20 protein-coding genes are annotated in these 25,297 nt (G+C 72.9%); 13 read left to right on the forward strand and 7 right to left on the reverse strand.

Annotated elements, in window-relative coordinates; genetic code table 11:
* Positions 1–1,220: 1,220 nt before the first annotated feature.
* Positions 1,221–2,138 (forward strand): DNA-3-methyladenine glycosylase, encoded by a 918-nt coding sequence (locus tag MTF69_RS41920; RefSeq protein WP_243342101.1) that lies wholly within the window; start codon positions 1,221–1,223, stop codon positions 2,136–2,138.
* Between the two features lie 59 nt (positions 2,139–2,197).
* Here MTF69_RS41920 and MTF69_RS41925 read toward each other — a convergent pair whose 3' ends face one another.
* Genes MTF69_RS41925 through MTF69_RS41935 form a run of 3 tightly spaced genes read right to left on the reverse strand, consistent with a single transcriptional unit; the run spans position 2,198 to position 5,091 of the window.
* Entirely contained in the window at positions 2,198–3,532 is a 1,335-nt protein-coding gene (locus MTF69_RS41925; RefSeq protein WP_243342084.1) for a coenzyme F420-0:L-glutamate ligase, read from the reverse strand.
* On the reverse strand, positions 3,529–4,488 hold the full coding sequence (cofD, locus tag MTF69_RS41930) for a 2-phospho-L-lactate transferase (protein ID WP_243342085.1): 960 nt from the start codon (positions 4,486–4,488) through the stop codon (positions 3,529–3,531). Before cofD ends, MTF69_RS41925 begins: the two co-directional genes overlap by 4 nt.
* 30 nt (positions 4,489–4,518) lie before the next feature.
* A complete protein-coding gene (locus tag MTF69_RS41935; protein ID WP_243342086.1) occupies positions 4,519–5,091 on the reverse strand; it encodes a cysteine dioxygenase family protein in 573 nt (190 codons plus the stop codon).
* Positions 5,092–5,753: 662 nt separating this feature from the next.
* Between MTF69_RS41935 and MTF69_RS41940 the strand changes: the two genes are divergently transcribed.
* The 3 genes from MTF69_RS41940 to MTF69_RS41950 all read left to right on the forward strand — a co-directional run bounded on the left by MTF69_RS41940 (position 5,754) and on the right by MTF69_RS41950 (position 11,522).
* Positions 5,754–6,017: a WhiB family transcriptional regulator gene (locus tag MTF69_RS41940; protein ID WP_112450237.1), complete on the forward strand. Its 264-nt coding sequence runs from the start codon at positions 5,754–5,756 to the stop codon at positions 6,015–6,017.
* Positions 6,018–6,375: 358 nt separating this feature from the next.
* Positions 6,376–10,035, forward strand: coding sequence for a glycosyltransferase family 2 protein (locus MTF69_RS41945; RefSeq protein ID WP_243342087.1), 3,660 nt, complete (start codon positions 6,376–6,378; stop codon positions 10,033–10,035).
* Positions 10,032–11,522 carry a DUF5719 family protein gene (locus MTF69_RS41950; protein ID WP_243342088.1) on the forward strand — a complete coding sequence of 497 codons (1,491 nt, stop codon included), beginning with the start codon at positions 10,032–10,034 and terminating at the stop codon, positions 11,520–11,522. The genes MTF69_RS41945 and MTF69_RS41950 overlap by 4 nt, the downstream gene beginning before the upstream one ends.
* A 229-nt stretch (positions 11,523–11,751) precedes the next feature.
* On the opposite strand, the gene MTF69_RS41955 is transcribed toward MTF69_RS41950, so the two are convergent.
* On the reverse strand, positions 11,752–12,252 hold the full coding sequence (locus tag MTF69_RS41955; RefSeq protein WP_374325751.1) for a metallopeptidase family protein: 501 nt from the start codon (positions 12,250–12,252) through the stop codon (positions 11,752–11,754).
* Positions 12,253–12,366: 114 nt separating this feature from the next.
* On the opposite strand from MTF69_RS41955, the gene MTF69_RS41960 reads away from it, so the two are divergent.
* The 6 genes from MTF69_RS41960 to MTF69_RS41985 all read left to right on the forward strand — a co-directional run bounded on the left by MTF69_RS41960 (position 12,367) and on the right by MTF69_RS41985 (position 18,097).
* Positions 12,367–12,741 (forward strand): DUF3499 domain-containing protein, encoded by a 375-nt coding sequence (locus MTF69_RS41960; RefSeq protein ID WP_243342089.1) that lies wholly within the window; start codon positions 12,367–12,369, stop codon positions 12,739–12,741.
* Between the two features lie 78 nt (positions 12,742–12,819).
* Entirely contained in the window at positions 12,820–14,190 is a 1,371-nt protein-coding gene (locus MTF69_RS41965) for a phosphomannomutase/phosphoglucomutase (protein ID WP_243342090.1), read from the forward strand.
* Between the two features lie 239 nt (positions 14,191–14,429).
* Entirely contained in the window at positions 14,430–14,615 is a 186-nt protein-coding gene (locus tag MTF69_RS41970; protein WP_243342091.1) for a Trm112 family protein, read from the forward strand.
* A gap of 97 nt (positions 14,616–14,712) precedes the next feature.
* The gene (locus MTF69_RS41975; RefSeq protein WP_243342092.1) at positions 14,713–15,846 is read left to right on the forward strand and encodes an SIS domain-containing protein; all 1,134 of its coding nucleotides are present in this window, start codon (positions 14,713–14,715) and stop codon (positions 15,844–15,846) included.
* Positions 15,847–15,885: 39 nt separating this feature from the next.
* Positions 15,886–17,058, forward strand: coding sequence for a mannose-6-phosphate isomerase, class I (gene manA / locus MTF69_RS41980; RefSeq protein WP_243342093.1), 1,173 nt, complete (start codon positions 15,886–15,888; stop codon positions 17,056–17,058).
* A gap of 94 nt (positions 17,059–17,152) precedes the next feature.
* Positions 17,153–18,097 (forward strand): cation diffusion facilitator family transporter, encoded by a 945-nt coding sequence (locus MTF69_RS41985; protein ID WP_243342094.1) that lies wholly within the window; start codon positions 17,153–17,155, stop codon positions 18,095–18,097.
* Between the two features lie 137 nt (positions 18,098–18,234).
* On the opposite strand, the gene MTF69_RS41990 is transcribed toward MTF69_RS41985, so the two are convergent.
* Positions 18,235–20,322 (reverse strand): fructose-specific PTS transporter subunit EIIC, encoded by a 2,088-nt coding sequence (locus MTF69_RS41990; protein ID WP_243342095.1) that lies wholly within the window; start codon positions 20,320–20,322, stop codon positions 18,235–18,237.
* Between the two features lie 354 nt (positions 20,323–20,676).
* On the opposite strand from MTF69_RS41990, the gene ahcY reads away from it, so the two are divergent.
* Both ahcY and MTF69_RS42000 read left to right on the forward strand, forming a co-directional pair.
* Positions 20,677–22,128, forward strand: coding sequence for an adenosylhomocysteinase (gene ahcY, locus MTF69_RS41995; protein WP_243342096.1), 1,452 nt, complete (start codon positions 20,677–20,679; stop codon positions 22,126–22,128).
* Between the two features lie 97 nt (positions 22,129–22,225).
* Positions 22,226–22,846 carry a hypothetical protein gene (locus MTF69_RS42000; RefSeq protein ID WP_243342097.1) on the forward strand — a complete coding sequence of 207 codons (621 nt, stop codon included), beginning with the start codon at positions 22,226–22,228 and terminating at the stop codon, positions 22,844–22,846.
* On the opposite strand, the gene MTF69_RS42005 is transcribed toward MTF69_RS42000, so the two are convergent.
* The gene (locus tag MTF69_RS42005; RefSeq protein WP_243342098.1) at positions 22,847–23,773 is read right to left on the reverse strand and encodes an RDD family protein; all 927 of its coding nucleotides are present in this window, start codon (positions 23,771–23,773) and stop codon (positions 22,847–22,849) included.
* A gap of 115 nt (positions 23,774–23,888) precedes the next feature.
* Between MTF69_RS42005 and MTF69_RS42010 the strand changes: the two genes are divergently transcribed.
* Entirely contained in the window at positions 23,889–24,896 is a 1,008-nt protein-coding gene (locus MTF69_RS42010; protein WP_243342099.1) for a stage II sporulation protein M, read from the forward strand.
* Between the two features lie 180 nt (positions 24,897–25,076).
* Here MTF69_RS42010 and MTF69_RS42015 read toward each other — a convergent pair.
* On the reverse strand, positions 25,077–25,297 hold a 221-nt coding region (locus MTF69_RS42015; RefSeq protein ID WP_243342100.1), incomplete at its 5' end, for a hypothetical protein.

Here is a 25,297-nt window from a genome sequence, read left to right on the forward strand (position 1 = left end):
CCCTCGCCGCATGACCACCCAAAACAGCCCGATACCCGGCACCACGTCCTTGACGAAGGACATAGAGACACCCCCCCGCGCCTCAAACGCCGGCAAGGCTGGAGTGGCCCTCCGCACCAACCCAGCCCGCAGGCGCCCACGTGCAGCCTGACGCCGCGCCAACCCAGCCCGGGGGCATTCGCGTGCTGGCTGACGCTGCGCCAGCCCAGCCTGGGGGCCTTCACGCGCTGGCTGACGCTGCGCCAGCCCAGCCTGGGGGCCTTCGCGCGCTGGCTGACGCTGCCCAAATCAAGCCTCGTCGGCGTTGACGGCGCGGGGTCTGGGGCTTTTCAGCCGTCCGGCGTTTGAGGACCGGGGTCTGGGGCGGAGCCCCAGGGGGGTCCGGGCGCAGCCCGGTACCCCGCTTTCAGCCCGTCCGGCGTTTGAGGACCGGGGGTCCGGGGCGGAGCCCCAGGGGGTCTGGGCGCAGCCCGGTACCCCTCCAGCCCGTCCGGCGCTTGAGGACCGGGGTCCGGGCAGCGCCCGGGGAACGGTGGAAGGGCGGGTAGGGGACAGCCCCGCAGGGCTACGCTCAAGGCATGCCCGGCCGCCACGACCCCCTCACCCGCACCGCGATCCGCGGCGGCCGCACCACCGTGCCCGAACCCACCGGCCAGGGCTCCGACACGCACACGGGTCCAGACACCGGCCCGAGCGTCGGCCCCGCTTCCTATCCGGTCCCCGCTCCGGGCGTCGGCCCAGACTCCGGCCCGGGCGGCGGCCCTGCTTCCGGCCCTGCCCCCGGCTCGGGCGTCGGCCAGGACTCCGACACTGGCACCGGCGCGGCCCCCGCCTCGGACTCCGGCCCGGGCAGCGGCCCTGCTTCCGGCCCTGCCCCCGCCTCGGGCGTCGGCCAGGACTCCGACACTGGCACCGGCGCGGCCCCCGCCTCGGACTCCGGCCCGGGCAGCGGCCCTGCTTCCGGCCCTGCCCCCGGCTCGGGCGTCGGCCAGGACTCCGACACTGGTATCGGCGCGGCCCCCGCCTCGGACTCCGGCCCGGGCGGCGGCCCTGCTTACGGCCCTGCCCCCGGCTCGGGCGTCGGCCAGGACTCCGACACCGGCACCCGCCCGGCCCCAGCCTCAGGCGGCGGCCCGGGCTCCCGTACGGGCGTCGGCCCAGCCCCCAGCAAGGGCACCGGCACGCCCCGAACCCGCTCCTGGACGCCACCCACCGGCACGGTGGACCTGGGCCTCACCCTCGGCCCCCTCAGACGCGGCCCCGCCGACCCCACCTTCCGCGCCACCGCGGGAGCGGTCTGGCGAGCGACCCGGACCCCCGCCGGTCCGGCCACGCTCCGCGTCACGCGGGACGGGTCCGGGGTGACCGCCACCGCTTGGGGCCCGGGCGCAGACTGGATCCTCGACGGCCTGCCGGAACTGCTCGGCTCCGCCGACGACCCGGCGGCCTTCGTCCCCCGCCACAGGCTCCTGCACGCCAGCCACCGCCGCCGCCCCGGCCTGCGCCTGACCCGCACGGGCCTGGTCATGGAGTCCCTGATCCCCACGGTCCTGGAACAGAAGGTCACCGCCGACGAGGCGTACCGCGCCTGGCGCCGCCTCGTACGCCAGTACGGCGAGCCGGCCCCGGGCCCGACCCCGGACGGCACCGGCAGCGGCACCGGCAGCGGCACCGGCAGCGGGAGAGGCAGCGGCCTCTACGTCATGCCCGACCCCCGCACCTGGACCCTCATCCCGTCCTGGGACTGGCACAAGGCCGGGGTCGACTCCAAGCGCTCCGCCACCATCGTCCGCGCGGCCCGCCTCGCGGCCCGCCTCGAAGAGGCCGCAGCGATGGACCTGCCGGCGGCCACCGCCCGCCTGGAGGCGGTCCCCGGCATCGGCCCGTGGACCTCCGCCGAAACCCTCCAGCGCAGCAACGGCGCCGCGGACGCCGTCACCACCGGCGACCTCCACCTGCCCGGCATCATCGGCTACGCCCTGGCCGGAGACCGGGACGCCGACGACGCCGCCATGCTGGAGCTCCTCGCCCCCTACGCCGGCCAGCGCCACCGCGCGGCCCGGCTCATCCTCCTGGCCGGCGCCGCCCCGCCCCGCCGAGCCCCCCGGATGCCCCGGGGCGACATCGGCAAGCTCTAGAGCGGGTCACCGCACAGGGTCACCGCACAGGGCCACCCCCACAGGGTCACCCCGAAGGGTCACCGCACCTCGATGAACGCCTCCGCCGCCCGCCCCGCCCGCTCCGCCGGAGCGACCGCGGCGTGCCCCACGGCCACCGCCCCCATCGGGTCCCAGTCCTCCGGAAGCCCGAGCACCTTGCGGACCACGTCCCGGCAGAACATCGTCGAGGACACCCACGCGGAGCCCAGCCGTTCCCCGGCCAGCGCGACCAGGAAGTTCTGCACGCCCGCGCCCATCGCGACGACGAACATCTCCCGCTCCGCCGCGTCCCGCCGCGCGTGCCCGTAGTCGTGCGCGCCGTCCGTCACCAGGCAGGGCACCACCAGATAGGGCGCGGCCCGCAGGACGTCGCCCCGCCGGACCCGCTTCGCGATGGACTCCTCGGACTTCCCGTCCCGCCGCAGGTCCTCGATCCAGGCGTCCCGCATCGCGTCGAGCAGCTCCAGCCGCGCGCCCGCCGACTCCAGCAGGACGAACCGCCACGGCGTCGTGTGGTGCGGGGCCGGGGCCGTCACGGCCGCCGCCACCGCGCGCCGCACCGCGCCCGGGTCCACCGGCTCGGACGTGAAGGCCCGTACGGTACGCCGCTGCGTCACGGCTTCCCGTACCGCCTCCGAGGTGCCCAGCCGGAACATGTCGTCGGCCGGCGAGCGGACCAGGTCGGCCGCCGAGGACCCCTCGCCCAGTACGTGGTGCAGCCCGCGCACGATCGCCACCGGCAGGCCCAGGGCCTTGCCCTTGACCAGGTCGCCGGCGGCGGCCAGCTCGTCGGCGGTCGCGACGACCGTCGCGCTCAGAGGGTTCCCGTGGGCGTCGGTGCCTCCGCGCAGGTCGTCCAGGACCCGTACGCCGGCCGAGCCGATCGCCACGTCCGTGAGCCCGGTGCGCCACGGCCGCCCGAAGGTGTCCGTCACGATCACGCCCACGTCCACGGAGCGCAGCTCCCGAAGCCGGGCCCGGATGGCGGCGGCCGAGGCGTCGGGGTCCTCGGGCAGCAGCAGGACGGTGCCGGCCTCGGTGTTGGAGGCATCGACCCCGGCGGCCGCCATGACCAGCCCCTGCCGGTTCTCCACGATCCGCAGCGTCCCCCGGCGCGCGACGACGCGTACGGTCTCGGCGTCGATCGCCTCCTCGCGGGAATCGGCGCGGACGATCCGGCCCTCCGCCTTGGAAACGATCTTCGAGGTGACGAGCAGGATGTCGCCGTCCCGCAGCCGCGAGGAGGTGCCGGATCCGGCGGGGACGTCCGTCGCGGTGGCGATCAGCGCCGCCAGGTCGTCGCCGGGCCGTACCTCGGGGATCCCGCGGACGGCCTGCACCAGGTACTGGTGCAGCGGGTTCTCGGGGATCACCGGGAGGCCTCCGCCAGTTCCAGCGCGGCCCGCGCCATCGCGGCCGTGGCGGCCAGGTCGGTCATCATCAGCGGTACCGCGCGGCAGGTGATGCCGGCGGCCTCCACCTCGGCGACGGCGTCCGCGTCGGCGGTGTCGACGAGCCAGCCGTCGAGCAGTTCGGTGCCGTAGTGCAGGGCGACGGCCGCGGCGGTCGACTCGACGCCGACGGCGGCCAGCACCTTGTCGGCCATCCCGCGCACGGGCGCGCCCCCGACGATGGGGGAGAGGCCCACCACGGGGGCCGCGGCGGCGGCCACGGCCTCGCGGATGCCGGGTACGGCGAGGATGGTCCCCACCGACACCACGGGGTTCGACGGCGGGAAGAGGATCACGTCGGCGGCCTCGATGGCCTCCAGCACGCCGGGCGCGGGCTTGGCCTGCTCGGCGCCCACGGGGACGACGGCCTCGGCGTCCACCGCGGCACGCATCCGCACCCAGTACTCCTGGAAGTGGATGACCCGGCGCTCGCCGCTCTGGGAGTCGGTGATCGCGACGTGGGTCTCGACCCGGTCGTCGGACATGGGGAGCAGCCGGACCCCGGGCTGCCAGCGGTCGCAGAGGGCCTCGGTGACGGCGCTGAGCGGGTAACCCGCACCGAGCATCTGCGTACGGACGATGTGGGTGGCGAAGTCGCGGTCACCGAGGCCGAACCAGGTGGGTCCGACCCCGTACGCGGCGAGTTCCTCCTTGACGGTGAAGGACTCGTCGGTGCGGCCCCAGCCCTGGTCCTCGTTGATGCCACCGCCGAGGGTGTACATCACGGTGTCCAGGTCGGGGCAGACCTTGAGCCCGAACAGGTGAATGTCGTCACCGGTGTTGCCGATGACCGTGATCTCCGCGTCGGGAACCGCGGCCTGGAGACCGCGGAGGAAACGGGCGCCGCCGATGCCGCCGGCCAGAACAACAATGCGCATACCGCGCAGTCTCTCAGGCGGCGGCCCGGGTCAGACGGAGAGGGCCTCGGGCCGGGCCGGAGAGCAGCTGTGCATCGGCATCTCGGTCAGGCCGGGGAAGTACACGTGCAGGCTGACGGCCCCGTCGAGGCTGTCGTTCTGCACCTCGTGGGCGTAGCCGGGGGCGAAGACGCGCTGGGAGCCGGCGCCGAGGGCGAGCGGGCCGCGGGCGGTGTGCTCGGTCAGCTCGCCGTCCAGGACGGTCAGCACGCCGGAGGAGGCGCCGTGGTCGTGCAGGCCGCTGCCCTGGCCGGGGACCCAGCTGAGCAGCCAGACCTCGTAGCCGGGGCCGGTGCGCAGCCGGTGGTACCAGCGGGTCGTGGCGTCGTACCGGACCAGGTGCTCCCACTCGGAGCGGTCGGCGGCGATGGAACGCGCGAGGCCCACGAACTCGGCGACGGTGGCCGGGTGCTCGCGGGCGGGCTGCAGGAGGTGCTGGACGGAGAGGATGTCGCCGGCGATCTGGAGGTCGCTCTCGACACTCGCAGCCGGGGTGATGGCCGGCGCGATGGCTGCGGCGGTGGCGGGGGTGGCGTTCAGGGTGCTGGAGCTGATGCTGTTCATCGGGGGGTTCCTCGACGGATGTCAGTCGTGCGGCGGTTGCTGTGGGGGGCGAGCTGGAACTCAGGGGAGGCGGAGCTCCCGAGATGCATCAACAGCTGCAACAGCAACAGCGAACCTGGGCAGCGCACAGGAACCCACGAATGGGGGTCCGGGTGGCTGCTGAGGGCGCTGACATGGCTACAAGAAGACCGGGTGGGGGGCCGGACTGTCAACCCAATGTCCGATTTGATAGAAAAGTTTCACCTCATCCGGTTAACGTGCCCGGAGAAAGGTTTGTGCAGTTGGCACCAGGGGATGTGGCGCTTCGAGTCGCGCTGCAGACCGCTGTGGCGGCTCTCAAACCCGCATAGCCGTGCGATGTCCCACTGTGGCTGAAATGTGATCTGCGCCGCTTCTTCGGCTGGATCGGAACCCCACCACAGAGTGACGCGTCGACTACGGGGGAGGGGGTCCCACACGTGACACGTGTGGCATGTGTCACGATTTTTGGCGATATGAACACTTTCTGCATAGGCTTGGTTCCGCAGAGTGAATAAGGGGCCCAATAGCAGATCTCGGCTTGACTGCGCTGGAGCCCCACACTTGTAATTTCACTCGTGTCGTTACGTAGCGATGAGTGACGGCATGACCACGGGGACGCACAGACAGAGCGAGGGGCGCACATGACCGAGCTGGTTCAGGAACTGCTGGTCGAGGAGGCGGACGAAGAGCTCGGATGGCAGGAGCGAGCTCTCTGCGCCCAGACCGACCCCGAGTCCTTCTTTCCCGAGAAGGGCGGCTCGACCCGCGAGGCCAAGAAGGTCTGCCTCGCCTGCGAGGTCCGCTCCGAATGCCTCGAGTACGCCCTCGCCAACGACGAGCGATTCGGCATCTGGGGCGGCCTGTCCGAGCGCGAGCGACGACGCCTGAAGAAGGCCGCCGTCTGAAGCGCCCTCGGCGCGCACCGAACGGCGCCCACGGCAGGGCCCACGGCAGGGCCCGCGGTACGGCCCGCGGCAGGGCCCGCGGTACGGCCCACGACATATCCGGCGGCCCACCCGAAGGCATAGCCGCCTGTGCACCCGGCCTCACGCACGGCAGTGGCCGTAGTGCACGCATCGGTACAAAACGCAGTACAGCGAACGGCACGAACAGCACGGCACCGAGCAGAGCAAACGGTCCGCCTCCCGCACCTTCCCCGCAGGAGGCGGACCGCTGTGTTCCCAGCCGTTAGGGTGGGGCGCTGTCCAGCAGCCTCCGAGGGCACACCACCCCCGGACCCCCGGCCGGAGGGCCCGTACCGCGATGTCCCTGCACAGCCAGTCGAGCGCCTCCTACCAGGCTGCCGCCGCACCAGAGTTCCCCCGGCACGTCGTCACCGCGGTCCTCGTCGCCCACGACGGCTCCCGCTGGCTGCCCCGGACCCTCGCCGGTCTCCTCGGCCAGGAACGCCCCGCCCAGAGCCACATCGCCGCCGACACCGGCAGCGCCGACGACTCCGCGCGCCTGCTCGGCGAGGCCCTCGGCGAGGACCGCGTCCTGCACCTGGCCCGCCGCACCGGCTTCGGCGCCGCCGTCGAGGAAGCCGCCCGCACCGCCGGCACCCTGAGCCCCGAGGAACTCCCGTACCTCAAGCGCCCCTCCGGCTGGGATCCCGTCAGCCGCACCTGGCGCGACGACACGTACGACCTCCCCGACCTGCCCCACGGCGAACCCGTCCAGTGGCTCTGGCTGCTCCACGACGACTGCGCACCCGAGCCCGACGCCCTCGCCGAACTGCTGCGCGTCGCCGACGAGAACCCCGAAGCCGCCGTCATCGGCCCCAAACTGCGCGGCTGGTACGACAAGAAGCAGCTCCTCGAAGTCGGCGTCACCATCGCCCGCAGCGGCCGCCGCTGGACCGGCCTCGACCGGCGCGAACAGGACCAGGGCCAGCACGACCAGGTCCAGCCCGTCCTCTCCGTGTCCAGCGCCGGCATGCTGATCCGCCGCGACGTGTACGACGCCCTCGGCGGCTTCGACCGCCGCCTGCCCCTCATGCGCGACGACGTCGACCTGTGCTGGCGCGTCCAGAGCGCCGGGCACACCGTCCTCGTCGCCCCCGACGCCGTCCTGCGGCACGCCGAGGCCTCCGCCCGCGAACGCCGCACCGTCGACTGCGTCGGCCGCTCCGCCGCCAGCCCGCACCGCGTCGACAAGGCCGGCGCCGTCTACACGATGCTGGCCAACAGCCCCGGCCGCGCCCTCCCGTACGCCCTGCTGCGCATCCTCTTCGGCACCGTCCTGCGCACCCTCGCCTACCTCGTCGGCAAGGCCCCCGGACAGGCCGTCGACGAGATCACCGGCCTCCTCGCCACCCTGTTGCGCCCCGGCCGGATCCTCGGAGCCCGCCGCCGCAGAGGCCGCGCCGCCGTCACCGCCAAGGAACTGCGCCCCCTCTTCCCGCCGCCCGGCGCCAGCCTGCGCGCCAACGCCGAAACCCTCGCCGGCTACTTCGGCGCGGACGGCGACACCGAGACCAACACCGCCGGCCGGCACGGCGGAGCCGTCGAATCGGGACCGGGCGGAGACGACGCCGACTACCTGGAGATCGAACAGTTCGCGCGCCTCAAGCGGATCGCCCGCAAGCCCGCGCCCGTCCTCTTCGCCCTCCTCCTGCTCGTCTCCGTCATCGCCTGCCGCTCCCTCCTCGGCGGCGGCTCCCTCATGGGCGGAGCCCTGCTCCCCGCCCCCGACGGCGGACTCGACCTCTGGCGCGTCTACGCCGACGACTGGCAGCCCGTCGGCACCGGCACCACCGCCGGCGCACCGCCCTACCTCGCCGTCCTCGGCGCCCTCTCCACCCTGCTCCTCGGCTCCACCGACGCCGCCCTGACCCTGCTGCTCGTCTGCTCGGTCCCGCTCGCCGGCCTCACCGCCTACTTCGCCTCCCGGCCGCTGGTGGAATCCCGGCTGCTGCGCGCCTGGGCCGCCATCGCCTACGCCTTCCTGCCCGCGATCACCGGAGCCCTCGCCGGCGGCCGCCTCGGCACCGCCGTCCTCGCGATCCTGCTCCCGCTCATCGCCCGCTCCGCCGTCGCCGCCTTCGGCTTCGGCGAGGGCGAGGGCAGCCGGCGCTCCGCCTGGACCCACACCCTCCTGCTGACCCTGGCCACCGCCTTCACCCCCGTCGTCTGGCCGCTCGCCGCCGTCCTCGGAGTCACCGCGCTGGTCCTGCGCCGCGCGCAGTGGAAGACGTACGCACCGCGCCTCCTCGCGACGCTCGGCGTCCCCCTCCTCGTCCTCGCCCCCTGGTCGCTGAGCCTGCTCACCCACCCGGCGAGCTTCCTGCGCGAGGCCGGACTGCCCTACGGAGCCGGCTCGGCCACCGCCCTGGACCTGCTCGGCGTCAGCCCCGGCGGCCCCCGCACCGCCGGCGGCCTGATCCTCCTCGGCGTCGTCCTCGCCGCCCTGGCCGCCCTGCTGCGCGCCGACCGGCAGTTCGCCGTACGGGCCGCCTGGGCCACCGCGCTCGCCGCGCTCGTCCTTGCCGTCCTCGTCAACCGCACCACCTGGGCCGGCCCCGCCACCCTCGTCTACGGACTCGCCCTGCTGGCCGCCGCCGTCATCGGCGCCGACGGGGCCAAGGAGCGCGTCGCCGCCCGCAGCTTCGGCTGGCGCCAGCCGCTCGCCGCCCTGATCGCGCTCGCAGCCGCCGTCGGCCCCCTCGTCGGCGCGGCCGGCTGGGCGCTCAGCGGCGCCGCCGGACCGCTGGAGCGCCGCGACCCCGTCCAGGTCCCCGCCTTCGTCGCCGAAGAGAGCGGTACCCGCGACCAGGCCCGGACCCTCGTCATCGGCGCCGACACCCCGGCCGCCCTCTCGTACAGCCTGGTCCGCGGCTCCGGCGGCCGCCTCGGCGACGCCGAACTCGCCGACCGGGCCGGCAGCGACACCCGCCTCGACAAGGTCGTCTCCAGCCTCGTCGCCGGCTCCGGCGCCGACCAGACCGACCAGCTCGGCGGCTTCGCCATCCGCTACGTCCTGGTCCGCGACGGCGCCCCGCAGGAGATCGGCCGCGTCCTCGACGCCACCCCCGGCCTCAGCCGCCTCAGCAAGCTCGAAGGCAGCGCCCTGTGGCGCGTCGACCGGCAGGTCGCCCGTACCGTCATCGTCTCCGGCAAGCCCGGCGAGGCACCCATCCCCGTCGCCTCCGGCCCCGTCGAGGCCCGCACCAAGATCCCGGCGGGCGAGGCCGGACGCGTCCTGCGCATCGCCGACCGGGCCGACCCCGGCTGGCGGGCCACCCTCGACGGCAAGCCGCTCAAGGCCAAGACGCTCGACGGCTGGGCGCAGGGCTTCGAACTCCCCGCCGCCGCCGGCGAGCTCGACCTCGTCCACGAAGACGCCCTCACCCGGACCGCCTGGCACTGGGCCCAGGGCCTGCTCGCCCTGGTGCTCCTGGTGATGGCCCTGCCGGGCCGCCGCGCCCGCCTCGACGACGACCTGCCCGAGGAGGAGGCCCCCGCCGCCGAGGAGCCCGGCGAAGGCCGCCGGGCCCGCCGCCTGCGCGAGCAGTCCGAGCCGGAGGCCCGGACCGACTCCGCCGCCGCCGAGGCGGCGGTCGCGGCCGACCCGTACGCGCAGATCCCCGCGCAGCAGGCCTACGGGGAGGACGCGTACGCCTACCAGCAGCCGGCGTACGGAGACCAGGGCGGCTACGCCTACGGCGGCCAGGAGCAGCCGCAGCAGCCGCAGCAGTACGACCAGTACCCGTACGAGCAGCAGCCGCCGCAGCAGCAGTACACCGGCCACCACCCGGGCACGCAGTACGAGCAGCCGTACCCGCCCCATCAGCCGTACGAGCAGCCGTACCCGTCCTACGAGCAGCAGCCCGACCCCCACAACAGCTACGACACCTACGGCCAGCACGACGGACAGCAGGGCGGGCAGCACGCCCCGCGTCCGGACGGGAGCCCCCAGCAGTGAAGCAGCGCGTACCCCTCACGCTCGCCGCGGTCACGGCCGCCCTGGCCGCCGTCACCGGCCTCGCCACCCTCACCGCACCGGCCGCCGACGGGGCCTCCAAGGCCGCGGCGGGCAAGCCGGCGGCCCGGATGCCGGTCGAGAGGTCCCTGCTGGTGTGCCCCGCGCCCAGCACCTCCGACATCGCCGAGACCCTGTACACGGCGATCACCCCGGGCTCCCCCGCCGCGGGAGGCAAGGGCACGGCCCGGCTGCTGGGCGCGACCAAGGAAGCCAAGCCCGTCCTGGAACTCAAGGAGCCCGGCAAGCCCGTGGGCGCCAAGGCCTCCGGCGCCGAGGCCCCCGCGCTCAGCGGCGTGGCCGACGGGTTCCTCGCCCCCGGCTGGAGCGCACAGCAGACCACCGTCGTCTCGGTCGGCCGTACGCGCGGCCTGCTCGGCGTCGGCTGCACCGCGCCCGGCACCGACTTCTGGTTTCCCGGCGTGAGCACCGCCAAGGGCCGCGAGGACTACGTCCACGTCACCAACCCCGACGACACCGCGGCCGTGGTGGACATCAAGCTGTTCGGCCCGGACGGCACGGTCAAGGCCGAAGCGGGCACCAGCGAGAACATCCGCATCGACCCGAAGTCCAGCAAGGCCATCTCCCTGGCCTCCCTCGCCCCCGGCGCACAGCTCGCGGACGTCACCGCCCACGTGACCACCCGCGCCGGCCGGGTCGGGGCCACTGCCCAGGCGGGCGAGGAAGGCGTCGGCGCCGACTGGCTGCCCGCCTCCGTGGACCCGGCGGGGACCCTGGTCCTGCCCGGCATCCCGGCCGACGCCACCTCCGTACGGCTGGTCGCCTTCGCTCCCGGCGACGAGGACGCGGACCTCCAGGTGAAGCTGGCCGGGCCGACCGGCTCGATCAGCCCCGCGGGCAGCGAGCAGCTCCACGTCAAGGCGGGCATGACCGCGAGCCTCGACCTCAAGGACGTCACCCGCGGCGAGCCGGGCTCCCTCGTCCTGTCCCCGGCCGACGCCAAGAAGCCCGTCGTCCCGGTGGTCGCCGCCCTACGGGTGGTCCGCGGCAGCGGCGCCAAACAGGAGACCGGCTTCATCCAGGCCTCCGCCCCCGTCGGCGCGCGGGCGACCGTCGCCGACAACCGCCCCGAGGCGAACGCCACCCTGCTGTCGCTGACGGCCCCGCCCGGAGCCGACGCGACGGTCAAGGTGACGGCCTCCGCGGGCACCGACGGCGGCGAACCCGCCTCCCAGGACGTCACGGTCAAGGGGGGCACCACGCAGACCCTGACCCTCGCCCCGGCAGGCGGCAAGGGCGCCTACGCCCTCACGGTGGAAACCGTCTCCGGCGGCCCCGTCCACGCGTCCCGCACCCTGACGATCCCGCGCGACGGCATCCCGATGTTCACGACCCAGACCCTCGCGGACGACCGCTCCACGGTCTCGGTCCCCAAGGCAACCCAGGACCTCGGCGTCCTGACCCAGTAACCCCCGTTCCAGCCCCGCCGGCGTTTGAGGCGCGGGGTCCGGGGCGGAGCCCCAGAGGGGTCCGGGCGCAGCCCGGGACCCCTTCAGCCCGTCCGGCGTTTGAGGACCGGGTCAGGGCGGAGCCCTGGGAACGGTGGAAGGGCGGGTAGGGGACAGCCCCGCAGGGCCGCCCCCCCGCACCCCCGGCACGGGACGACGCAGGGCAGGCGGGCCACAGAGGGCCGAGCCCCTAGTCCGACCCGTACCGCGGATCCACCGTCTCGGGCGACAGCCCCAACAACTCCGCGACCTGCTCCACCACGATCTCGTGCACCAGCATCGCCCGCTCGTCCCGCGACTTCGCCCGGATCTCCACCGGCCGCCGGAACACCACGATCCGCGCCGGCCGCCCGCCACCGGCCTCCGCCAGCGCACCCAGCGGCACCGCCTCGTCGTTCCAGCCGGCCTCCGCACCCCCCGGCGGACCCGGCACGTCGCCGATCATGAACTCCACCTCGGCCAGCTGCGGCCAGCGCCGTTCCAGCCGCTCCACGGAGTCCCGTACGAGGTCCCCGAAGAGCTCCCCCCGGCTCGCCGACAGCGGTACCTGCGGAGGGGCCACCGGCCCGCGCATCCCGCGCCCGTGCCGGTCGCGCCGCCGCACCCGCGGCTCACCGGCGGGGGACCCGCCGGGCAGGGAGGCGGCAGGGGGCACGGGAGGGGAAGGGGGAGGCAGAGTGCTGTCCGTCACCCCCGCAGGGTAGCCCGCACATCCGCACCGGGGCGGGGGAGATCGGACGACACGGGGGGACGGCCGGGGGAGAGTCGTCGCGGCCCGGTCAAGAGTGCGGTACCGTCCAACGTCGTGAGCCTTGTACGTCGCTGTTCGCGCACCGCGTGCGGCCGCCCTGCCGTCGCGACTCTGACGTACGTCTACGCCGATTCGACCGCAGTTCTCGGCCCGCTCGCCACCTACGCCGAACCCCACTGCTACGACCTCTGCGCCGAGCACTCGGAGCGCCTGACCGCCCCGCGCGGCTGGGACGTCGTACGCCTCACCGATGGGTCGGCGCCCTCGCGTCCCACGGGTGACGACCTCGAAGCCCTCGCCAACGCCGTTCGCGAGGCGGCCCGTCCGCCGGAGCGCGCGGCCGGGGCAGGCCGCGGCGGTCAGGGCGGTCCCACCACCGGGGAGACCCGTCGTGGACACCTGCGCGTCCTGCGTTCGCCGGATTCCTGACATTCGGTTGATCTGAAAAGCCACGCTGTGTCCACGGTAGGTTTGCTTCACCGCACATCACCTTCAGGGGGGCAGGCAGTGGCCACCGATCTTTCGAACATCGTCAAGGCGTACGACGTACGGGGCGTCGTGCCGGACGAGTGGGACGAACACCTGGCCGAACTGTTCGGTGCCGCCTTCGTCGAGGTGACCGGTGCCTCGGCCATCGTCATCGGCCACGACATGCGACCCTCCTCCCCGGCCCTGTCGGGCGCCTTCGCCCGCGGCGCGGCCGCCCGCGGCGTCGACGTCACCCTCATCGGGCTCTGCTCCACCGACCAGCTGTACTACGCCTCCGGCAAGCTGAACCTGCCCGGCGCGATGTTCACGGCCTCGCACAACCCGGCGCAGTACAACGGCATCAAGCTCTGCCGGGCCGGCGCCGCCCCGGTCGGCCAGGACACCGGCCTCTCCACCATCCGCGAGCTCGCCGAGAAGTGGAGCGACGAGGGCGCCCCGGCGATCCCCGCCGGCACCGTCCCGGGCACCGTCACAGAGCAGGACACCCTCACCGGTTACGCCGACCACCTGAAGGGCCTGGTCGACCTCACCGCCGTCCGCCCGCTCAAGGTCGTCGTCGACGCGGGCAACGGCATGGGCGGGCACACCGTCCCCACCGTCTTCACGGGCCTCCCGCTGGACGTGGTCCCCATGTACTTCGAACTGGACGGGACCTTCCCGAACCACGAGGCCAACCCCCTCGACCCGAAGAACATCGTCGACCTCCAGGCCCGCGTACTGGCCGAGGGCGCCGACCTCGGCATCGCCTTCGACGGCGACGCCGACCGCTGCTTCATCGTCGACGAGCGCGGCGAGGGCGTCTCCCCGTCCGCCATCACCGCGCTGGTCGCCGCCCGCGAACTGGCACGCAACGGTGGCACCGGCACCGTGATCCACAACCTGATCACTTCCTGGTCGGTGCCCGAGGTCGTCCGCGAGAACGGCGGCACCCCCGTCCGCACGCGCGTCGGCCACTCCTTCATCAAGGAGGAGATGGCCAAGTCCGGCGCCATCTTCGGCGGCGAGCACTCGGCGCACTACTACTTCAAGGACTTCTGGAACGCGGACACCGGCATGCTCGCCGCGCTCCACGTCCTGGCGGCCCTCGGCGGCCAGGACGGCCCCCTCTCGGCCCTGGTCTCCTCCTACGACCGCTACGCGGGCTCCGGCGAGATCAACTCGACCGTCGCCGACCAGACGGCCCGCCTCGCCGCCGTCAAGGCCGCCTACGGCTCCGCGGAGGGCGTCACCCTCGACGAACTGGACGGCCTCACCGCGACCACCGCCGACTGGTGGTTCAACGTCCGCGCCTCCAACACCGAGCCCCTCCTGCGCCTGAACGTGGAAGCCCGCGACGAGGCCACCCTCACCAAAATCCGCGACGAGGTCCTGACCCTCATCCGCAGCTGAACCCCAAAACCCAGCACCCCCGGCCGGCCAAATCCAGCGGCCCAGGGCAAAATCCAGCCCCGCCGGCGTTTGAGGCGCGGGGCCCGGGGCGGAGCCCCGGCAGCGGACCCGCACCGATCCCCAGCCGCACCGCCGAGCCCCCTCCCCGTCCCAGTGGAGCACCAGCTCCACCCCGCATGGGAGGTGACTCGGCGGTAGGCTGACCTGGCCCGATCCACATCCCCGAAGGGAACCGCCCCATGCCGCTCGAAGCCGGCCTGCTCGAGATCCTCGCCTGCCCCGCCTGCCACTCTCCCCTGGAGGACAAGTCGGCGGACGAGACCACCCCCGAGCTGATCTGCACGGGCCAGGACTGCGGTCTCGCCTACCCGGTCCGCGACGGCATCCCGGTCCTCCTCGTCGACGAGGCACGCCGCCCCGCCTGAGCCTCCTACCGCCACCCCGCGCAAACGCTGAGACTGGTTCCGTCACACACAGGTTCCGTCACCGCTGGACACGTCACAGACCTAGCCGGAGGCCGCCATGCTCGACGAGTCACTCCTCGACGCACCTGACGATCTCGCCCGCGCCGACCGCCGCGGCCTGCTCCGCGGCGCCGCCGATGCCGGCGCACGGGTACGCACCGCGGCCCGGCACGCCGCCGAGGCCGGTCTCGCCGACCTGCGCCCCGACGGCCGCCCCCGCGCGGTCCTCATCGCCGGGCCCGGCACCGCCGCCACCGGGGTGGCCGACCTGCTGGGCGCGCTCGCGGGCGCATCAGCGCCCGTCATCCGGCTGCACCCGACCGGCGTGGCGCACGCCGCCGGGGCCCTGCGCTGGACCCTGCCCGGCTGGGCCGGCCCCGTCGACCTGCTGCTCATCGCCACCACCGACGGAACCGAGCCCGGCCTCGCCGTCCTCGCCGAGCAGGCCTACCGGCGCGGCTCCACCGTCGTCGCCGTCGCCCCCGAGCGCTCGCCGCTGAGCGAAGCGGTGGACGGCGCGCACGGGCTCCTCGTACCGATGGCCAAGGCCCCGTACCAGGAGTACGACGAGTCGGCCGCGGCCGGCCCCGGCGCCCTCTGGGCCCTGCTGACCCCGCTGCTGGTGCTCCTCGACCGGGTCGGCCTGATCACCGCCGCCCCGCACACCCTGCAGCTCGTCGCCGACCGGCTGGACCGTACGGCCGAACGCTGCGGCCCCGCCATCGTCACCTACTCCAACCCGGCCAAGACCCTCGCCTCCGAGCTCGCCGACTCCCTCCCGCTCATCTGGAGCGAGGGCGCCGCCGCGGGACCCGCCGGGCGCCGCTTCGCCGCCACCCTCGCCGAACTCGCCGGCCGGCCCGCACTCGCCGCCGACCTTCCCGAGGCCCTCCCGGCCCACGGGGTCCTGCTCGCCGGCGATTTCGCCGCCGGCGCCGACCCCGACGACTTCTTCCGCGACCGAGTGGAAGAACCGCAGGCCCTTCGCGCACGCATCGTCCTGTTGCGCGACAGGCCCGCAGGCGGACTGACAGCCGCCCCTGCCGCACGCGAGCTCGCCCTCAGCCACGACACGGCCATCAGCGAGCTCGAACCGGAGGAGGGCACAGAGCTGGAACAGCTCGCCGAACTCCTCGCCGTCACGGATTTCGCCACCGCCTACCTGGCGTTGGCCTCCGGGGGACACAGCTGAGGCGCTCGAACGCGCCCCTCTCACCCAGGAAGACGACCGATGGACCGCCTCACGAACACGATCCGCCCCTACGCCTGGGGATCGACCACCGCGATCCCCGAACTCATCGGAGTGCCGCCCACCGGCGAACCCCAGGCCGAGCTGTGGATGGGCGCCCACCCCGGCGCCCCCTCCCGCCTCGACCGCGGTGCAGGCGAGAGCGCCCTCTCGGACGTCATCGCCGCCGACCCCGAAGGCGAACTGGGAGTCGCCTCCGTCCGCAAGTTCGGCCCCGGGCTCCCCTTCCTCTTCAAGCTGCTCGCCGCCGGCGCCCCGCTCTCCCTCCAGGTCCACCCCGACCTCGCCCAGGCGAAGGCCGGGTTCGAGGACGAGGAGCGCCGCGGCGTCCCGATCGACGCACCGCACCGCAACTACAAGGACGCCAACCACAAGCCCGAGCTGGTCTGCGCCCTCACCCCCTTCGAGGGACTGTCCGGGTTCCGCCCGCCGCTGGAGGCGGCCGCCCTGCTGGAGGGCCTCGGCGTCAACTCCCTGAAGCCCTACGCCGACCTCCTGCGGGCACACCCCGAGGAGGCGGCCCTGCGCGAGGTGCTCACCGCCGTCCTGACCGCCGACCGCGCCGAGATGGCCCGTACGGTCGCCGAGGCCGCGGCGGCCGCCGAGCGGCTCGGGGGCCCGTACGCCCCGTACGCCGGGCTCGTCCACCACTACCCGGGCGACCCCGGCGTCATCGCCGCGATGCTCCTCAATCACGTGCAACTCCAGCCCGGCGAAGCCATGTTCCTCGGCGCCGGCATTCCGCACGCCTACCTCGACGGCCTCGGGGTCGAGCTCATGGCCAACTCCGACAACGTCCTGCGCTGCGGGCTCACCCCCAAGCACGTCGACGTGCCGGAGCTGCTGAAGGTCGTCGTCTTCGAGCCCGGCGACCCCGGCATCCTGCGCCCGGAGGGCAACGGCGAGGAGGTCTACGAGACCCCCATCGACGAATTCCGGCTCTCCCGCTTCGTCCTGGCACCCGGCGGCGCCCCCCGGGTGCTCCCCGACACCACCGCACAGATCCTGCTGTGCACGGCGGGCGCCCCGAAGGCGCACTCCACGAGGTCCGGCGAACTGACGCTGGCACCCGGCGAATCGGTCTTCGTACCGGCGGGCGAAAAGGTCGAACTGTCCGGAACCGGCACCGTCTTCCGTGCCACTGTGGTGGTCTGACGTACCGTCCCTCTCGTTGGCTGTGAGAATCTGCGGCCGTAGCGCGGCGTCCCGGCCCGGGACGCCGCACCGAGGGAAGGGACACATCGCAACCATGAGTGCGTCGGGCGGTACCAAGGCGATCGTGGCGGCACTTGCCGCCAATCTGGCCATCGCGGTAGCCAAGTTCGTGGCCTTCGTCTTCAGCGGCTCGTCGTCGATGCTCGCGGAGAGCGTCCACTCGCTGGCGGACTCCGGCAACCAGGGCCTGCTCCTCCTGGGCGGCAAGAAGGCCCAGCGCGAGGCGACTCCGCAGCACCCCTTCGGGTACGGGCGCGAGCGCTACATCTACGCCTTCCTCGTCTCCATCGTGCTGTTCACCGTCGGTGGCATGTTCGCCATCTACGAGGGCTACGAGAAGATCCACGACCCGCACGAGATCACGCACTGGTACTGGCCGGTCGGCGTCCTCATCTTCGCGATCATCGCGGAGACCTTCTCCTTCCGCACCGCGATCAAGGAGTCGAACGCGATCCGCGGCAGCCTCACCTGGGGCCAGTTCATCAAGCGCGCCAAGGCCCCCGAGCTCCCCGTGGTCCTCCTGGAGGACCTCGGCGCCCTCGTCGGCCTCGTCCTCGCCCTCGCCGGCGTCAGCATCGCCCTGGTGACGGGCAACGGCGTCTGGGACGGCATCGGCACCCTGTGCATCGGCATCCTGCTGATCATCATCGCCATCGTGCTCGCGGCCGAGACCAAGTCCCTGCTGCTCGGCGAGGCCGCCGGCACCGAGGACGTGGAGAAGATCCAGGCCGCCGTCGTCGACGGTGAGGTCGTGACCGCCGTCATCCACATGCGCACCCTGCACCTCGGCCCCGAGGAGCTCCTGGTCGCCGCGAAGATCGCCGTCCAGAGCGACGGCACGGCCACCGAGGTGGCCCACGCCATCAACGCCGCCGAGGCCCGCATCCGCGAGGCGGTCCCGATCGCCCGGGTGATCTACCTGGAACCCGACATCTACAACGCCGACGCCGCGGCGAAGGGCACCAACCCGGGCCACTGACCCCGCGCGTGACGTGACGAGGCCCCCTGCGAGCGCAGGGGGGCCTCCTCGTGGCGAAGCGTGCGCAGCGCCCTGGGGCCCCGTACCACCGAGGTGGGGTACGGGGCCCGAGGCGTGCGCGAGGGGGCCCCGCGCGGCTACTGGATCTCGCGCAGCACGTCCAGGATCGCCGCCTTGCCGGGCGCGGCCTGCAGCCGCTCCCGGAAGCCGGTGTCCATCAGCTTGCGCGACAGCAGGGCCAAGATCCGCAGGTGCTCGTCCCCGGCGGCGGCCTCCGGCACGGAGATCATGAAGACCAGCCGGGCCTTCGTCCCGTCCAGCGCGCCCCACTCGATGCCCTCGTCGGACCGGGCGAAGCCCACCGTCGGGCGGGTCACCGCGTCCGTCTTGGCGTGCGGGATGGCGATGGACTCGCCGAGACCCGTCGTGCCCTGCGCCTCCCGGGCCAGGGCGACCCGTACGAGCTCGTCCACGTCGGTGACGTTGCCCGTCGTGGCCAGCATCTCCGCCATCTCGCGGATCGCCGCCTCCTTGGAGTCCGAGGCCAGCTCCGTCTTCACGGTCTGCTCGGTGAGGTACCCGGACAGCACCTCGGGCGGCCCGCCCGCGGCCACCGGAGCCGCGGCCGCGGGCTGCTGTGCCCGTACGGCCGTCCCGGCCGCTCCCGCACCCGCGGCGGCCGCGGCGGCGCCACCACCGGCGCCCACGGGGGCGCCCGCGCCGACCAGGGCCGGCTCCGGCGAGAGGACCGCGGAACCGCGGCCCGCCGCGCCCTCCCGGCGCAGCTTGAACTCGATCAGCGCGTTGGTCGTCAACGCGGTCACGACCGCACCGGCGGCGATGGCCACGAAGAACATCGCGACACCGTCGATCGCACCGAACAGCGAGACGATCGGACCGCCGTGCGGCACCGAGTCCTGGACCCCGGCCACACCGGCGATCGCACCGGCCACCGCGCCACCGAGCATGTTCGCGGGGATGACCTGGGCGGGCCGGGCCGCGGCGAAGGGGATCGCTCCTTCGGAGATCCCGAAGAAGCCCATGAACAGGGCGGCGAGGCCGGTCTCCTTCTCCTCGTCGCTGTAGAGCTTGCGGCGCAGCAGCGTGGCCAGACCCTGGCCGAGCGGCATGACGGGGATGGCCGCGGCGGCCATGCCCATGACGTGGTTGTTGGTGCCGATGAGGCCGACCGCGACGAGGAAGGCGGTCTTGTTGACCGGGCCGCCCATGTCGAAGGCGATCATCAGGCCGATCAGGGCGCCCAGCACGATCGCACTGGAGCCGGTCATCCCGTTCAGCCAGTTGGTCAGGTTGGTGAAGACCCAGGAGATCGGCTTGCCGATCACGTAGATGTAGAACAGGCCCAGGGCCACGGTCGACACGATCGGGATCACGATGATCGGCATGATCGGCTGGATGACCTTGGGGACCTTGACCTTCTTGATCCACATGACCAGATAGCCCGCGAGGAAGCCCGTCGCGATGGCACCCAGGAAGCCGGCGTTCGCGTCGGCCCCGTAGATCTTCACGGCGTCCGCGGCGAGGAAGCCGCCGATCATGCCGGGTACGAGGGCCGGCCGGTCGCCCAGCGCGTAGGCGATGTAACCGGAGAAGATCGGCAGCATCAGCGAGAAGCCGGTCACGCCGAGCTTGTTGACGTAGAACCAGAAGGTCCCGTCGGGAATGACCAGCCCGCCCTGGGCGTCCGCGTGCCCGCCGAGGGACAGGGAGACGGCCAGCAGCAGACCGCCCACGACCACGAACGGGATCATGTGGGAGACGCCGTTCATCAGCGCCTTGTACGCCTGACTGCGCTGCCTGCCGCCCCCGGCGGCGCCGCTGCCCGCGGCGGCCGCGGTCCCGGCCTGCACCGGCGCGCTCTGCGCGCGCCGGATCAGCTCCTCCGGCTTGTGGATGCCGTCCGCGACACCGGTGGACAGCACCCGCTTGCCGGCGAACCGGTCGAGGTCGACCTCCTTGTCGGCGGCGATGATGACGGCGTCCGCCTGCCTGACATCGTTGTCAGAGAGCACGTTCTCGGCCCCGATGGAACCTTGGGTCTCCACCTTGATCGTGACGCCGAGGCGGTCGGCGGCCTGCTGCAGCTTCTCCGCGGCCATGTACGTGTGCGCGATACCGGTGGGGCACGCGGTAACGGCGACGATCTTCAAGGGCTGCTGCCCGCTCACGTCCCCGCCTTCGGGAGGGCCTGCCGGACTGGTCACTGGAATCTCCTCACGACACATGCGTTGCCTTGCGGGATCGCGCGTACAACCCGACCCAACGGCATCCTCCTGCATGTAAGGGGTGGATCAAAAGTCCGAAAGGCCCTGAATTCTCCGCCGTAGGCCCCGAACCCCAGCCGCGACTTACCTCCCAGTCACCTGAACCGCGCTGCGCCGATCGGTGTAGATTCGTCATCAGTGTCAGGCGTCGCTGCTGATGGCGGTCGGGCGGTCTTCGAGACCGGCCGAGGGGAGAGAGGACCCCCGACGGACTGAGCGCCATGTGCGCCGTCTTGACGACGGTGCGCGGCTCAGCCGTACCCACCTCTCCCCATCACGAGGAGCAGCACCCACATGACTGCCGCTTTCACCGACTTCAAGGTCGCGGACCTCTCCCTCGCCGTCTTCGGACGCAAGGAGATCACCCTCGCCGAGCACGAGATGCCGGGCCTGATGTCGATCCGCCGGGAGTACGAGGCCACCCAGCCGCTCGCCGACGCCCGCGTCACCGGCTCCCTGCACATGACCGTGCAGACCGCCGTCCTCATCGAGACCCTCGTCGCCCTCGGCGCCGACGTCCGCTGGGCCTCCTGCAACATCTTCTCCACCCAGGACCACGCGGCCGCCGCCATCGCGGTGGGCCCGAACGGCACCGCGGAGAACCCGCAGGGCGTCCCCGTCTTCGCCTGGAAGGGCGAGACGCTGGAAGAGTACTGGTGGTGCACGGAGCAGGCGCTGACCTGGCCGAACACCCCCACCGGCGGCCCGAACATGATCCTCGACGACGGTGGCGACGCCACCCTCCTCGTCCACAAGGGCGTCGAGTTCGAGAAGGCCGGCGCCGCTCCGGACCCGTCGACGGCGGACTCCGAGGAGTACGCACACATCCTCACCCTCCTGGGCCGCACCCTGGGCGAGGCCCCGCAGAAGTGGACGCAGCTCGCGTCCGAGATCCGCGGCGTCACCGAGGAGACCACCACCGGCGTCCACCGCCTCTACGAGATGATGGCCGAGGGCACCCTGCTCTTCCCGGCGATCAACGTGAACGACGCCGTCACCAAGTCGAAGTTCGACAACAAGTACGGCTGCCGCCACTCCCTCATCGACGGCATCAACCGCGCCACCGACGTCCTCATCGGCGGCAAGACCGCCGTGGTCTTCGGCTACGGCGACGTCGGCAAGGGCTGCGCCGAGTCGCTGCGCGGCCAGGGCGCACGCGTCATCGTCACCGAGATCGACCCGATCTGCGCCCTGCAAGCGGCGATGGACGGCTACCAGGTCGCGACCCTGGACGACGTCGTCGCGACGGCCGACATCTTCATCACGACCACCGGCAACAAGGACATCATCATGGCCGCCGACATGGCCAAGATGAAGCACCAGGCCATCGTGGGCAACATCGGCCACTTCGACAACGAGATCGACATGGCCGGCCTCGCGAAGATCGAGGGCATCGTCAAGGACGAGGTCAAGCCCCAGGTCCACACCTGGAAGTTCCCCGACGGCAAGGTCCTCATCGTCCTGTCCGAAGGCCGCCTCCTGAACCTGGGCAACGCCACCGGCCACCCGTCCTTCGTGATGTCGAACTCCTTCGCGGACCAGACCCTGGCCCAGATCGAGCTCTTCACCAAGCCGGCCGAGTACCCCACCGACGTCTACGTGCTCCCCAAGCACCTCGACGAGAAGGTGGCCCGCCTGCACCTCGACGCCCTCGGCGTCCGCCTGACCACCCTGCGCCCGGAGCAGGCCGCCTACATCGGCGTGGACGTCGCGGGCCCGTACAAGCCGGACCACTACCGCTACTGATCCCCACGGATCAGCGGCACCCACGCGTCAGGTCAGGCCCCCGGCATCCGTGCCGGGGGCCTGCCCCGTACCCGTCCGAAACCCAGGAAGACGCCCCATGCCCCGAGGCCGCTACGCGCTCCACGACCCGCACGACCACACCCCCCTCGGCGAGGAGCACTTCCACTGCGCCCCGGGCCCCTCGGGCTGGCGCTACGTCTCCCAGCTGACCGCACCCGACGGTGCGCACCGCGGCTCCGTCGACCTGGCCGTCGACGAGCTGGGCCGCCCCATCCGCCTCGAGGTCAACGCCTCCAGCTGGCAGGTCCGCGGCGCCGCCATCGACGGGATCACCTGGGTCCGCACCGACCCCGCCGGAGCCGAAGCCACCGAGGGCAACGTCCCCGGGGCCGCCGGCTTCACCGGCACCTCCCCGGCCTTCCTCGTCGCCACGGCACGCCTGCTGCGCCTGGCCCCCGGCGCTCCCGCCACCCGCGTCCGCCTGGTCGCCCTGACCGACCCCGTCCTGGCGGCCCGTACGACCGACCAGGCCTGGGCCCTGCTGCACCGCGCGGAGCACCCCACGGACAGCGGCCCGCTCCTGGTCGACGAATACCGGGTCACCGCCCTGGACACCGGCGAGGTCCACACGGTCCACATCGCGGGGGACGTGGTCCTCTCGGCCCCCGGCATCGAACTCGAACACCTGGAAACCCCGCCCTCCGCCTTCACCGACTAGCTAGGCGGGCGGCGCGAACCCGGTCGCCTTCGGCGGCTCGACGGGCAGGGTTACGGGTACGGGCGCCACCGGAGCCACGGGAGCCGCGACGGGCCCCACCGCCGGCGCCGCCACGGCCGGCATCACCACGGGCGCGGGCTGCTGCCCGTACGCAACCGGAGCCGCCCCGGGAGCGGGCCGCTGCCGGAAGGCCCGCGCGGCGTCCCGCGACTGCCGCTCGTGCACCACGGCCATCAGGAACGCGGCGGCGGGCACCCCGACGGGTGGCGGGGCCCCCGTACGCGCCACCAGATCGTCCGCGAGCCGGGCCGCCATCGACGCGCCCACCTGCGGATCGAGCTGGTCCATGCGCGTCAGGTACTGCCGGATCGCCAGCCACAGCCCGTCCGGCACCGCGGACAGGTCCAGCCCGCCGAACCGCCCGGCCAGCCACGGAGGCGGCGGCGGCACCGGCATCACCCGAGCCCCCGGCACCCGCTCCCGGATGACCAGCGTCCCCGCGAACACGTCCCCGAGCCGCCGCCCCCGCTCGGAGAACAGCGACGCGATGCAGGCCACGGACCCGAAGGTCATCAGCAGTTCGAAGACCCCGAAGGCCCCGCGCACCATCGCGTGCCGGAAGCGGATCGGCCCGCCGTCGTCGCGCACCACGCGCAGCCCGCACGCGAGCTTGCCCAGCGAACGCCCGTGGCTCATCGTCTCCACCGCGATCGGTACGCCCACCAGGACGAGGACGAAGGAGGCCACCGACACGGCGGCCCGGGCCGCCCCGTCCATCGAAGCGGTGGCCAGGACCAGCCCGACGGAAATCAGCAAGTACCCGGCGACGTAGACGACCAGGTCGAGCAGGATCGCCAGCGCCCGGCTCGGCAGTCTCGCCGGCCGAAGCCCCAGGACGACCGCGTCGCCCGTCACCAGATCGCTCACCGATGCACACCCTTCACCCGACCTGCCCCGCCCCATCGGCCTCCAGTCTGCCAAGCTGACGAAGCAAGCAGTAGGAGAAACCGGTAGGGACCAGGGGCAGGGGAGCGCCAACCGCATGGATCTCGACGTCTTCGTTGCGGCCCACCAGGCCGAGTGGGCCCGCCTGGAACAGCTGCTGGGCCGGGGCCGGCGCCTCACGGGGGCCGAGGCCGACGAGCTCGTCGCGCTCTACCAGCGCACGGCCACGCACCTCTCCCTCGTCCAGTCCAGCACCCCCGACCCGATGCTCACCGGCCGCCTGACCCAGCTCGTCGCCCGCGCCCGCGCCACGGTGACGGGCACCCGCCGGTCCGGCTGGCGCGACGCCGCCCGCTTCTTCACGTCGGGCTTCCCGGCCGCCGTCTACCTCAGCCGCCGCTGGTGGATACCCACGGCACTGATCTCCACCGCCGTCGCCGTGCTCGTCGGCTGGTGGATAGCCACCCACCCGGAGATCCAGAACGCCATCGGGGCCCCGGAGGACCTGAAGGCGATGACGAAGCCGGGCGGCGGGTACGAGACGTACTACTCCAGCCACCCCGCGGCCTCCTTCGCGGCCCAGGTCTGGACGAACAACGCCCAGGCGGCCGCGATCTGCCTGGTCCTGGGCGGCTTCCTGGGCCTGCCGGTCCTGTACATCCTGTGGCAGAACATGCTGAACCTGGGTGTCGGCATCGGCCTGATGTCCTCGGCCGACCGCCTCGACGTCTTCCTCGGCCTGATCCTCCCGCACGGCCTGCTCGAACTGACCGCCGTCTTCGTGGCCGCCGGTACGGGCCTGCGCCTGGGCTGGACGGTCATCGACCCCGGCCACCGCACCCGCCGCGTGGCCCTGGCCGAACAGGGCCGCGCCGCCCTCGGCATGGCCATCGGCCTGGCGGCGGTCCTCTTCCTCTCCGGCCTGATCGAAGGCTTCGTCACCCCCTCCGGCCTGCCCACATGGGCCCGCATCAGCATCGGCGTGGCCGCCGAGGCGGCCTTCCTGCTCTACGTCTGCGTCCTGGGCGGCCGCGCGGCCCGAGCCGGCGACGTGGGCGACGTGGAGCAGGCCGACCGGACGGCGACGCTCCCTACCGCGGCCTGATGTGCGTACGACCGTGCTGAGCTGCTAGTCTCCTCGTCGTCCCGCAAACACCGTTGACACGGCGGCTGCGGGGAGGTAGATTCGAACGGTTGCCTCGAACTGGACAAGTTCGGCAGCGATGGTTTAAACTCTATCTCGCCCCAGGAATTCAATTCCAAGCGGGCACAACCGACTCTTCATTCAGCAAACTGAAGCCGGGAAATCCGGTGGAAATCTTCTGATAGAGTCGGACTCGCCGGAAAGGGAAACGCGAAAGCGGATGACCTGGAAGGCGGAAAACAAGCGAGACAGACTCTGATAGAGTCTGAAACGCAAGAACAGAATAGAACGAAAGCCCGGAGGAAAGCCCGAGAGGGTGAGTACAAAGGAAGCGTCCGTTCCTTGAGAACTCAACAGCGTGC

Origin of the sequence: Streptomyces sp. AP-93, from assembly GCF_022808175.1 — a bacterium.
Classification (GTDB): domain Bacteria; phylum Actinomycetota; class Actinomycetes; order Streptomycetales; family Streptomycetaceae; genus Streptomyces.

Bases quoted from the DNA above. Each gene is read 5' to 3' on its own strand.
- cofD (WP_243342085.1), bottom strand. From the start codon at position 4,488: ATGCGCATTGTTGTTCTGGCCGGCGGCATCGGCGGCGCCCGTTTCCTC.
- MTF69_RS41935 (WP_243342086.1), bottom strand. From the start codon at position 5,091: ATGAACAGCATCAGCTCCAGCACCCTGAACGCCACCCCCGCCACCGCC.
- MTF69_RS41940 (WP_112450237.1), top strand. From the start codon at position 5,754: ATGACCGAGCTGGTTCAGGAACTGCTGGTCGAGGAGGCGGACGAAGAG.
- MTF69_RS41945 (WP_243342087.1), top strand. From the start codon at position 6,376: ATGTCCCTGCACAGCCAGTCGAGCGCCTCCTACCAGGCTGCCGCCGCA.
- MTF69_RS41970 (WP_243342091.1), top strand. From the start codon at position 14,430: ATGCCGCTCGAAGCCGGCCTGCTCGAGATCCTCGCCTGCCCCGCCTGC.
- MTF69_RS41975 (WP_243342092.1), top strand. From the start codon at position 14,713: ATGCTCGACGAGTCACTCCTCGACGCACCTGACGATCTCGCCCGCGCC.
- manA (WP_243342093.1), top strand. From the start codon at position 15,886: ATGGACCGCCTCACGAACACGATCCGCCCCTACGCCTGGGGATCGACC.
- MTF69_RS41985 (WP_243342094.1), top strand. From the start codon at position 17,153: ATGAGTGCGTCGGGCGGTACCAAGGCGATCGTGGCGGCACTTGCCGCC.
- ahcY (WP_243342096.1), top strand. From the start codon at position 20,677: ATGACTGCCGCTTTCACCGACTTCAAGGTCGCGGACCTCTCCCTCGCC.
- MTF69_RS42000 (WP_243342097.1), top strand. From the start codon at position 22,226: ATGCCCCGAGGCCGCTACGCGCTCCACGACCCGCACGACCACACCCCC.
- MTF69_RS42010 (WP_243342099.1), top strand. From the start codon at position 23,889: ATGGATCTCGACGTCTTCGTTGCGGCCCACCAGGCCGAGTGGGCCCGC.